The organism is Janthinobacterium kochi, assembly GCF_051380715.1.
Lineage (GTDB): Bacteria > Pseudomonadota > Gammaproteobacteria > Burkholderiales > Burkholderiaceae_D > Janthinobacterium.
In genome coordinates, this window is sequence record NZ_JBNYXO010000002.1 from 210817 (window position 1) to 222489 (window position 11673).

Genomic DNA, 11673 nt, shown 5'->3' on the forward strand with positions numbered 1-11673 from the left:
GGCGTCATCAGAACAACTGCGCATATTGATTGGCGATCCGATCCCATGTATAAAACTTCTCGGCCAGGGATTTCATTTGCACGCCAATCGCTTTGAGTTGCTCATCGTCGCTCGTTTCAAGGATCACCTTCAGCCCGGCGGCATCGGCAAATGGCAGGCCCGCGCCATGGGTTGTAAAACGATTGAAATCGCAATCAAAATACGCAATCGGCAAGCCTAGGTACATGGCCTCAACCAACGATGGATTGGTGCCGCCAGCGCTATGCCCATGAATATAGATGTGGCAATTGCTGCGGATCTGGTTAAGTATCTCGGGATCGTAAATAGGATCGAGCAAATAAAGATTCGGCAAGTGCGCATATTTTTCCCGCAACACTATACCATACGCACTATTACTCCAGTTACCGATCATGACCAGATCCATGCCCGGATACATCGCGAAGCACTCCAGAATAATATCGATATTATTTTCCGGCTCAATCCGGCATACCTTAAATGCGTAGCGTTCGCCTGCAAATGCATATTTCTGCGCGGCATCAGTGGCAAAGCTACGGCCATGCGCATGATCCGCACCGTAGGCGATCAATACCCCTGTGCGTCCATACTGGCTTTGGACATAAGACTGGATAGCCTGGTTATCCACGACCACCACATCTGCGGCCCGCACGGCAGCAGCCTCGGACTTTTTCAAGAACCATTTGGCAAAGTTACTCCATTTGGCACGACGCCATTCCAGGCCATCGATATTGACAATAATTTTCTTCTTGGTGATCAGCTTGATAAGGGGTAAAAATATACATCCGGAAACTCCAAGCACGACGATCACGTTGGCAAAACGACTGGCCTTCAGCATCGAGATCACATCATAGGGAATGCTTTGGACACCGTTGGCATCCAGATTGATGTATTCGAGCTTCGCACCGTTATAGCTGCTCAGCTTTTCTTCATATTTTTTTGCACTGCAAAACACCGTAAATTCATACTGTCCAGCCAAATTGCTGGTCAGATGATCAACCAACGTTTCCCAGCCACCATAACGTGCAGGGAGTCCGACGGAACCAACAATTGCGATTTTCTTCAACATAACTGACAACCAATTTCTATTATAAATGTGACGTAATATCAAAAATTCAGGAAAAACAGCACGCACTGTATCCGTGCCGGGTAGTGACGTATTAACTTGCACGTACCTTCCGGATAACACTGTTCATCTCAGCGACAAACTTATTGCGTGTAAAGTCTCTGGCGCGCAAGCGGGCAGCCGCAGACATCGTTTGGCACAGAGCCACATCGTCGGCCAGGCGCAAGACATGTGTACGCAGGCTCCTAGCGTCACGCGAATCGACCAAGAAGCCTTCTACCCCATCGCTTATGATCTCCGCCGGACCGCCGACGGGAGGAACAATCACCGGGATACCAAATGTGATTGCCTCCAACACTGTCAAACCAAATGTTTCCTGCCACAGATCGACACGCGCGAGGCTCAATACCAGCCCAGCTTCGGCGTAATATACCGGCGTATCGAGTGTTCTGGGATGCACATTCAATTGCCTGGGACACGGCATCGAAGCAAAGTAGGCATCTATTTCCGATTGGTCCCCATTGATGACAAAATCGAAATGAATATCCGTTCTTTCCTGCAGCGAGTTAACCAAAGTAAACAATTCCGCCACGCCCTTATAATCGCGCAGCGAGGCAATCATCAATACCTTGAAAATACCCTGACGACGCGGAAAATAAAATGAGCGGAGACCTTTTTCTTCAAAATCGTGATCCAGTGCATTGTATATGCAACGGCTTTCGACACCAGAAATCGGCAACAACTGCATATGCGTCCTGGATACATATATATTCAGCGATGAGGTCCATTTCACCACACCAATCAAAAAATATCGCAGTGGAGCAGGCTTTATTGATATTTCATGGACATGATAGATGACCGTACGCCCTGTCAATTTCCCGTAAATAGCTGCGCCGAATGGCAACAAGGTATTTACGTAAAGAATAGCATCACGGGAAATATCCCTGTCGCGCAGCAAATTGAAAAACAAACACAACTGACTGAAGAAAAATGTAAACAAAGTGACGAACTTATTCTTCGAGCGCACATACCAGTATTTTCCTCGCAAAACTGGGCAATGAGTGAGAAATCCGTCAGTATCACCAGAAACATACAATTTCTCTTCCTGCTCCCTGGCTTTCAACGCTGAAATTGTGTCACGTAAAACCTTAGGGCTACCGGAAAAATCATTGAGCAAATGGCAAAAAACAATACGTATCATACTTATTTACTCGATTCATTTTTATAAGTATCGAACGAAAGTAGCATACTGGCCAGACCGAAGAAAAGCACGTGACTCCATTCAGTCAATCCCTGCAATATAACACCCTTCGCCAGCACAACTATCATTATCCAGCCACCGGCCCATACATATATCGCATACTGGCTTTTTTGCAGCGCCATCCAGACACGAATTTTTTTCACAATATATAGTGCAAAAAAACACAAGCCCAACAAGCCAAATTTCAATATGATCGTCAGGTAACTATTATGCAAAAGTGGTATGGTGTCATGTCCATCAAAATCCAGGACACCATCTGGCAGCGGAATACGTGCTCCCAGGCCATAACCTACAATTGCAGATACAGGCGAGTCTTTACTGAAATAATCAATCAAAGCCTGATTTTCAATATATCGCCACTCCAACGACGGATCGGTATTCTCGGCATTACTGTTCAAACGTTCCTGCACCACATCCAGTTCTATAATCCTGGGCATCATGCTGATAACAATAATTCCAAAAATAAATAAAATCCGCATGACTCGGGCGTTGCTGAACAGATGCCGGCCCATCGTCACTAACAACATCAAGCCGATAAAAATATCAATCAGCACGTCGGTACGCGATAGCGAGGCAATCGTGCCCGCGATGCATAGAAATATCCGACAACCATAATTGGTCGCCTGCTCCGGCGCTTCCCGCAGCAAGGCAATATTCACAATCAGGAAATACGGTAGCCAACCATGTGACAGCGGGACATATGAACCGCGCCAATGATAGGCATCCGCACCATCCAAATATGCAGAAAAAGCAAAGATGATGGTAATCACCGATATGGCCACGCCGATATCCGACAATGTCTGCATCAACCGCTTGACATGCCCCTTTCCCACCCACAGCGGAACGACATAGCGCCCGACAATAAATGCAAATACGGCCCCCACATCTCGAAAAATATCCCTCGCATCCTGATGCATTTTTATCGAAAAAAATATGGATAGGAATAACATCAGAGAAATGGCTAAAAACTCAATATTTACTTCAGGTGCTTTGATAAAACGCGCACGGCGATACTTCCAAGCAAGTATGAAGGACAAGACAAAAAATGCAAGGAAGTAGCCGCCATACATCGGCTCCATTACTTTTTGAGCAACGGCAATAATCATGAACAATGCAACAATTGCCCAACTTCTACTATCCGGCATGGATCACCCCACCTCTTTTGTCACGGTGAGCAACTCATCCAGCTTGAGATGAACCAATCGGGCAACGCCGCTTAATGCAGCGTCATCACCGAGACTGTTACGGAAATCAAATGAACCGGGGCTACCAAATTCCACATAGGCAGCAGTCGCATCGATCAATATTTGGGGTGAAACCGGTTGATAACTCAACAGACGTTGCAATGCCGGACCCAGCTCGGAATAATCATGTACGCGCTGAACATTCGGGAAATAACTGTAGAATACCGTTCCCAAGGCAATCACGGGCTTGTTCAATACCGCTGCCTCGAATCCCACCGTACTCGTCAAGGTAACGACGCCGCAACTGCGCCGCACTATTTCTTTGGTCCGCAGATGCGCAGCCAGTAGTCTGACATTCGGCAAGGCATTTAGCTGACGATAGAATGATAGCGGTTGCAAAGCTACAGCGGAAGGGTGCTCCTTTACATACAACATCACCCCTACCGGCAAACGAAACGCAATCGCCTTGATGGTATTCATTTCATCGAGATAATCGGCTGCCAGCACCGAGGTGGAGGACTCTGGATGGAAATGCAATGGGTAGAGCAAATATGGCTCTTCTTTCGTCGTAACGGCATATTCTTTCATCGCCCTTCCCAATTTAAGGCGACGAGACAGCGAGCGTTTGAAGTAGGCGATGGAAAGCTTGACTGGATTGCCATGCTGATAGGCCAACGCACAATCCTCGCGATATTGACGGCTATAGCGCCAGCCACGCATGAAATGTCTGAACTTATCCATATTGAAATATTTTTTCAGCAAACTGACCTGGTCGAGTCCATTTATCTTCATATAGTCAGGGACACTATGATCAATTTGCGCGACATATTGTTCGGCGATTTTTCTTGATTCATCTGAAATGCCGCCATTATGGCTGCGCGCGAACAGGTCGCCAATCGTGACATCATCGGCCAATGCGCCCGTGCTGCTCAGCTCTATGCGCCCCGGTATTCTCGATGGGCTAAGGCTGAGAAATGGGACGCCAGCAGCTTGTGCCCGTTCAAATGCAGCAATAGCGAAGCTATTGCTGACCGGCTCGTACAAAACCGCCGTAACTTCCTCTTCGATAAAAATCTCTGCAAAAAAGCGCGATAACATTTCGGGGATATCGCGGTACTGCACAGCACCATTGGCATTGAGCGGGGGTACAATGTCCATAGTCAGAAATCGATCAAAATCAGAATACAGCGATGCCCAGCTTTTCTGCGATTGCAATGCAGTTTCATCAAGCGGCAGCTTGCTCTTGAGGTAATCTGTAAAATACCACGCATCTTTCAAACTGCAATTTTCTGCGTACAATACATCAGAAAGATGAGAATCCAGAGCAAAAACTACGCGATAGCCTTCAGCTATTAGTTTGGGCGCCAATTCTTCAAAATATGTGCGCGAATACGCTGCCGCATTGATCAGGCATAAAATGGTTTTCTTTTTCAAAATAGTATCAGTCATTTATTAATGATGTTGCCAGATCTAGCTGAATATCCGCTGCCGGCGCTACAATCAACGGTGAGCGAAAAATAGATTCAGTTACGGAATAACGGAACTGTATCAACAAGCGCTTCCCTGATTTCGGCAGCTGCCCTTTGTGTATGCCAAAGGTATCTTCCATGAACGCATCACCAGCTTTTCCCGTCATAATACGTATCCGCTCCACTCCAAATGCTGCTTTAACCTCGGAGTCAGATAATCGACGATGCTCGGTCAAAGTATTTTGCACATGCGAGCCAGCCACAAAAACGTGAGGTCCATTTTCCTCGCCCACTTCGGTGGCATATAAGAAGAACTTCAGAAAACGAATAGAATCGTTGTCCCGATGAAAATTCTCTGCTTCTTCTGGCTCATCATTGCCAGATACCGACCACCATGCCTGAATACTATCCAAATATGGGCGGCAGCCAAAATAGGCAGTAACTAGATCAATTAAGCGTCGGTCGTATGCAATTGCATGCAACTGCTCAATCTGCGCAGCACAGGGAATCTGCGCCACATGGGTTCCTGGCGGAATTTGATCATGGCGAAACTCCCCCAAATGCTCGCGCCAAGGGTCAAAGCAATTGAACTCGGACAACGCCGTGCGCAATTTGGCAATCTCGGCATCGTTCATAAACCCCGGCATCATGCAGACGCCGTGTTTTTTTAACTCTGCAATTCCAATATCAGTATTGGCCGGTGCACCACGCGGGCGCAACCAGGTAATCATTTTCGCGAGACGGCCACGCGTTGCAGGACTGCGCACGCGTTCTTGTACTCTGTGCCAAGCACGTGTGATCAGCGTAGGCTGGACGCCTTTTTTTTCGATCGCTAACAGTTTCATGATTTCCATTCCTCGACTATTTCCAACTTCCGTTTTAACTCACGCGTCGCAGATCCCACAATGATGGCGCCAGCGGGAACGTCACGACTGATCACCGCTCCAGCCCCGATGATGGCGCCATCACCAATATTCACGCCACCCAATACCGTCACGTGCGCCGCCAGCCAAACACCGTTACCGATGGAAATCGGCTTGGCGATATGCGGATATGGCAAGGCAGCGGATAAATCCAGTGTGGCTGTTTCAATTGTCACGCCGCGCGATATCCGTACATAATTCCCCAGCACGACCGGCGCCATCGCTCCGATCTGACAATCGGCACCTATGGTGACATTGCTACCGATGGTGATATTTTCGGGATATTTCAAATCTGTCCGAATATCGAGGCTCAAATTACCGGCGCCAGGAAAGAGCGTCGCGCTCTTAGCGAGTGAACATGCCCGCAAAATCAATACGCCGGCGAGGCTACTTATCCTGTAAGACCATTTACCTAACCAAGATGTGGCTAGCCAAGCAATCATTTTATTAATTATTTTTTTCACAATTCACCATTTTTACTAAGACGATTGAACCAGTATTTTCTCACCCCAGAAATCAGTATCGCTACAACCAAAGGTGAAACTACCGCTCCAGCAATTCCAAAAAGCTCGATGAAAAGTAAATTCGCCAATATGGAAGCCAGCAGGGCTCCACCCATCATGATCAACAATATCCGGTCTTTATGTCCGGCATATAAAGCCAAATGAATCGGCTGAGTCCATACTATGAATCCCTGGCCCAGCAACAGAAATGGCAACATCCACAGCTTGTCGGTATATTCCTGCCGCGACAAGACCAAAATAAGTGGCCATGCCGTCATACAAATAGCTGCAGATAGAGCAGTACAACAAATCAGCAATCGTTTCATCACGTGCCGCATGTATTCCTGCCTGCCCTTGAGTTTTTGCCCGAATCGCATTAATAACTCCGGCAATGCAATATTCGTCACCACCGTTTGCGCGACAGAACCCAGCGTATTGCCCAAGGTCTGAAAAAATGAAAATACGCCAACCGCACTTGGTCCAAGCAACATTTGCAAAATAAACCGTTCCAAATTCCCCTGCAGAACGGTTGCGGCGGAAATGACGTAGTAGGCGCGTGCATTATATAAGCCACGAAAAAGATAGTTCTTTCGCGGCCGGCACTTACATACAATCAATTTCCTGAGTACCCATATACCCCAAATGACACCAGACAGGGAAAATATGGCCCACAAAAATAGAATGTCGCGGAGCACATGTTCGTTGGAATGCAAAAAAAAGAATGCAATTGGTTGCCAGGCCGCCGTACGCAGGAAACCGATAAATATCGAGTGCACGGGCTGCCTGTTCAATATCAGATAGCGCGATAGTTCCTGCATTATTGTTCCACTAAATAATAAAATACCCAGATACAGCAAACTCAAGGTATCTGTCGTGAAGTTCAATATATGTGCAGCGAACAAGCCCAACACTGTGGCCAATGGCGCGGTGAATGCCAGTAAACAACGATGAACGCGCATTAATACCTTGAGTCGCTGCTGACTCGCGCTGCGCGCAAATCTCCTTGAGGTGAAAGTATGAAACTCCAATCCCGCCAGGTAAATAGCGACAGATTCCATGGCGACCGCCAGCCCATATAGCCCCAGAATCGCCGGACTAGTGTAACGCAACAAGAGCAGCATGAAACCGAGACGTATTGCCAACCCACCGCCATGAATGGCCATGGAAAACATACCGGACCTGATTTCACTCATATTTTAAAATGCCATTTTTCATCACATTGCGCAACTTACTCGTGGTTTTTATATTCAGAACCCTCACTACCAGATAAAAATAGCGCGGAAAGAAAAATACGCAGGCAAGTCATCAGATATTACAGCCGGGGAGGAATTTCTCACCCGGGCCGCACTACTACCATAAATCACTAAACCTTACCCCAAGATAAGGTTCCAGTTAAGCGCCGTGCCAGCCTTGACATCCTGCTTGACGGGTTGTCCCATGACCAGCTCATAGTGCTTGGTCGGCAAGCCTAAGCCCGGGCGAATGGCACGCAAATTTTGCGGCGTCAGGATATCGCCCGCTTTCATGTCTTGAGCAATGTACAGGGAGCGGCGGAACATCAACGATTTTTTTTCTTTCTCGGTGACGCCATAGCTGATCTTGCCCAGTGCCTGCCAGGCGCGCTCTGTTTCAATGACCAGCGATTGCATTTCGTGCGGCTCCATGGAAAACGATGAGTCGACACCACCGTCGGCCCGGTTCAGCGTAAAGTGTTTTTCAATCACAGTGGCACCAAGTGCCACGCTGGCGATCGACACGCCCACGCCCATGGTGTGATCCGACAATCCGACTTCACAATCAAACATCGCGCGCAAATGCGGAATCGTCAGAATATTCGTATTTTCCGGCGTGGCCGGATACGTGCTTGTGCATTTGAGCAAGATCAAATCCTTGCAACCAGCTTCACGTGCAGCGCGCACCGTTTCATCCAATTCCGCGATGCTGGCCATGCCGGTCGAGATAATCAACGGTTTTCCTGTGGCGGCCACACGACGTATCAACGGCAAGTCGGTATTCTCAAACGAGGCGATCTTGTAGCAATCCATGTCCAGCGTTTCTAGGAAATCGACCGCCGTATCATCAAACGGAGTGCTGAACGGAATCATCCCCAACTCGCGGGCGCGATCAAAAATCGGCTTATGCCATTCCCACGGCGTATAGGCTTCACCATACAACTTGTACAGGGAGGTTCCTGCCCACAAACTATTCGGATCGCTGATGTGAAATTCACGCTCGTTCAAATCGAGCGTCATGGTATCTGGCGTATACGTCTGAATTTTCAGCGCATGCGCTCCCGTTTTTGCAGCCGCCTCGACGATTTCCAGTGCGCGTTCTAGCGACTGGTTATGGTTACCGGACATTTCGGCAATCACGAAAGGAGGATGATTCTTGCCGATCAGGCGGTTACCAATTTTGATGGAATCAGTCATGTTGCAGCACCTTCTTAAAATAGGCAGTGGAGTTCCTGGTATAGTCAGCAGTCAGGAACAGACGGTGTGAAGGCTGGTTATCACCGAGAACCTCCGCCCGTATTGTTGTTATATCCGCACGCATATTGCGTAACCATTGTTCTGCACTGGCAAGCAGTTCAGCCCCCAGACCCCGTTGCTGCGTGCCCGGCACAAGATATATCGATACTTCCGCGCTGTCTTGCAGCAAATCAAAACGCACCACGCCAACTGGCTGGCCGTTGCGCTGCTGACCAATCAGCAAAATACGCTGCGTGTCAATCAGCAAGGCCGATAACCAGCGCTGATGACTCTCAAGCGCTATGGGCGCGCTGCTGCGCGAGACGGCGCGGATCGATTCATGGTTCCGCCAGCGCATCAAATCAGCGGAATCGTCCTCGCTGGCCTTGCGCAAGATAATCGCCCCCATGCCGAGCTTGCGCGCCACGCGCGCTGTGCCACGTCCATCGACGATGGCATGGCTCTGGCGCGACAGACATTGCCGCAAGGCAGGATTGTCGAGCAACGCGGTGTAATGAAGCAACAAGACTTCTTCCAGCTCTGCTCCTGGCCGGATATCCGGTGCATACACCAGGCCGCCCAGCGCCGCGTCGTCAACTAGTTGCCGCTGGTTATCCGCCACACACAGCGTCAAGGTGGGCAGTCCCAGACTGCAACGCTCCCAAGTCGCCGTGCCTCCAGCGCCAACGGCCAGGTCCGCTGCCGCCATCAATTCAGCCATGCGCGAGGTTTGTACATGGCAAGTAAAACCATGCTGGGCACAAGCGTCCTCGATCGCCGCGCGCGCTGGATGGCGCATGCCGATCACGACATCGACCTGCAGTTCCGGCCGGTTTGCGCGGGCCAGCGCGGCAATGGCAGGCGCCGTGTAATTATCGGCATCGACACCACCAAAGAAAACCAGCACGCGGTGTACCGCAGCGCAGCGCGGGCCGCACCTGGCACGCCAGGACGCAAACTCGCTCCTCAGCAAGGCATGGCGCGGTCCCAGCAACCTCAGGCATGCAGACGGCAACAGACCATCATAACGTTGCTGCATGTCATGGTAGTAATTTTGGTCCAGCAAAACACTGCAGTCATGCGCACGGTCTGCCAGGTCATCAATGACCATGATCCTGGCCGCAAACACCTTGGCGGCCTGTTCCCAGCGCGCATCGAGTGCGTAATGGTCAACGATGATCCAGTCTGCTACCGGCCGCGGTGAAAGCAGCGCGCGCACCTCGTCCAGTTCTTGTTCCAGCGGCACGCCCAGCCAGGCCAGATGCGCTGGCGAACCAGCAGCGCCGTCCGCGACAGCGCAAACGGGCTCTGCCAAACTGAGTACCTCGAATTGCTGCGTACGCAGCCAGTCGATATAGTTTCCCGTCAGTTTGCGACAAACGAAGGTAACCGCCGCCCCGCGCGACCTGAGCTCTTCCGCCAAGGTTGCGCAACGCATAACATGACCACTTCCCATTTCCAAGGAAGCATCCACGCGGATAACGACGGAACTGCTCATCGCACCTTGAACAATGGTTCTAAGGGTTTGCAGCGCAGCAAACCTTCCAGCGTCCCATCCTTGACGGCGGCAACCAGCATCGGCACCACTTCTTCATAAGCCGCGAACAGCTTCTCGAGATCGCTGTCGCTATGGCTGTAATTGACGTTATGGGTACCGAAAGTCAGAATGCCACGCGCCAGCATTTCTTGCATGAACAAGGTCTTGATATACCATTGGGTGTACGGAGCAGCATCCTTGATCAGCACGAAACTCCAGCTCGGATGGCCGGCAACGCTCATGATGTGCTGCGCCGCATTCGCCTCAATGATGGCGTTGAGGCGGTCGATAATTTTCTGGCCCTGCTTCTTGATCGTTGCCACAACAGGTTCGCGCTGCAATTTTTCCATCGTTGCCAAAGCCGCTGCCAGCGACAGCGTTTCGCCACCGAAGGTGAACGAGAAGAAAATTTCTTCCATCAGCTTCATGACATCGGCGCGGCCGGCGACGGCTGATACCGGGTAGCCATTCGCCAGACCCTTGCCAAACGTCGCGAGGTCGGGCGTGACGCCAAACAGCTCTTGCGCACCGCCATTGGCGTAGCGGAAACCTGTGATGGTTTCATCAAAGATCAGCAGCGCGCCATGCTTATGGGCCAGTGCCTTGACCCCCTCGAGGAAACCTTCCTTCGGCGCATACACATTCATCGGTTCGAGGATCACAGCCGAGATCTGCTCGGGGAAGTCGGCAAACAGCTTTTCCAGCGATGCCAGGTCGTTGTACGCAAAGGTATGCGTGAGTTCGCGCGTGGCAACGGGAACGCCGCGGTTACGCGCGGTCGAACCGATGTACCAGTCCTGCCAGCCGTGGTAGCCGCACACGGCCACATGCTCGCGGTTGGTGTAAGCGCGCGCTACGCGGATGGCGCCGGAGGTGGCATCAGAACCATTCTTGCCGAAACGCACCATCTCGGCACAAGGCACGATTTCGCAGATTTTTTCCGCGACCTGCATTTCAATCTGATGCGGCAGACTGAAGATCACGCCTTCGTCCAATTGCGCCTTGACCGCATTGGTCACGTCCTCATCGTTGTAGCCGAGCGTGATCGACGCCAGACTGCTGATGAAGTCGATGTATTCATTGCCATCCACATCCCATACATGGCTACCCTTGCCGCGTTGAATAAAGTACGGCGAAACACCCAATGGAAACTGGGTTTTGCTCTTGCTGAAAGTCTGCGAGCCGAGCGGGATCGTTTTAAGGGCGCGTTCCAATAACTCTTCAGAGCGTTGATAGCGTGTAGACAT

General features: G+C 50.4%; 10 protein-coding genes. All 10 read right to left on the reverse strand.

The annotated features are described in order from the left end of the window. Positions 1–7: 7 nt before the first annotated feature. Positions 8–1186 carry a DUF1972 domain-containing protein gene (locus ACQ4WL_RS05260; RefSeq protein ID WP_436508542.1) on the reverse strand — a complete coding sequence of 393 codons (1179 nt, stop codon included), beginning with the start codon at positions 1184–1186 and terminating at the stop codon, positions 8–10. Next, positions 1176–2282, reverse strand: a complete 1107-nt coding sequence (locus tag ACQ4WL_RS05265; protein WP_436508544.1) for a glycosyltransferase family 4 protein — start codon at positions 2280–2282, stop codon at positions 1176–1178. Before ACQ4WL_RS05265 ends, ACQ4WL_RS05260 begins: the two co-directional genes overlap by 11 nt. 2 nt (positions 2283–2284) lie before the next feature. Further along, positions 2285–3487 carry an O-antigen ligase family protein gene (locus ACQ4WL_RS05270; RefSeq protein WP_436508546.1) on the reverse strand — a complete coding sequence of 401 codons (1203 nt, stop codon included), beginning with the start codon at positions 3485–3487 and terminating at the stop codon, positions 2285–2287. 3 nt (positions 3488–3490) lie between these two features. Further along, positions 3491–4975 carry a capsular polysaccharide export protein, LipB/KpsS family gene (locus ACQ4WL_RS05275; protein ID WP_436508547.1) on the reverse strand — a complete coding sequence of 495 codons (1485 nt, stop codon included), beginning with the start codon at positions 4973–4975 and terminating at the stop codon, positions 3491–3493. Next, on the reverse strand, positions 4968–5840 hold the full coding sequence (locus tag ACQ4WL_RS05280; protein WP_436508549.1) for a phytanoyl-CoA dioxygenase family protein: 873 nt from the start codon (positions 5838–5840) through the stop codon (positions 4968–4970). The genes ACQ4WL_RS05275 and ACQ4WL_RS05280 overlap by 8 nt, the downstream gene beginning before the upstream one ends. Then, entirely contained in the window at positions 5837–6382 is a 546-nt protein-coding gene (locus ACQ4WL_RS05285; RefSeq protein ID WP_436508551.1) for an acyltransferase, read from the reverse strand. The genes ACQ4WL_RS05280 and ACQ4WL_RS05285 overlap by 4 nt, the downstream gene beginning before the upstream one ends. After that, positions 6379–7614, reverse strand: a complete 1236-nt coding sequence (locus ACQ4WL_RS05290) for a lipopolysaccharide biosynthesis protein (RefSeq protein WP_436508553.1) — start codon at positions 7612–7614, stop codon at positions 6379–6381. Before ACQ4WL_RS05290 ends, ACQ4WL_RS05285 begins: the two co-directional genes overlap by 4 nt. 177 nt (positions 7615–7791) lie before the next feature. Next, positions 7792–8850, reverse strand: coding sequence for a pseudaminic acid synthase (gene pseI / locus ACQ4WL_RS05295; RefSeq protein WP_436508554.1), 1059 nt, complete (start codon positions 8848–8850; stop codon positions 7792–7794). Beyond that, a complete protein-coding gene (gene pseG / locus ACQ4WL_RS05300; protein WP_436508555.1) occupies positions 8843–10387 on the reverse strand; it encodes a UDP-2,4-diacetamido-2,4,6-trideoxy-beta-L-altropyranose hydrolase in 1545 nt (514 codons plus the stop codon). The genes pseI and pseG overlap by 8 nt, the downstream gene beginning before the upstream one ends. Next, on the reverse strand, positions 10384–11673 hold the full coding sequence (locus ACQ4WL_RS05305; protein WP_436508557.1) for an aminotransferase class III-fold pyridoxal phosphate-dependent enzyme: 1290 nt from the start codon (positions 11671–11673) through the stop codon (positions 10384–10386). Before ACQ4WL_RS05305 ends, pseG begins: the two co-directional genes overlap by 4 nt.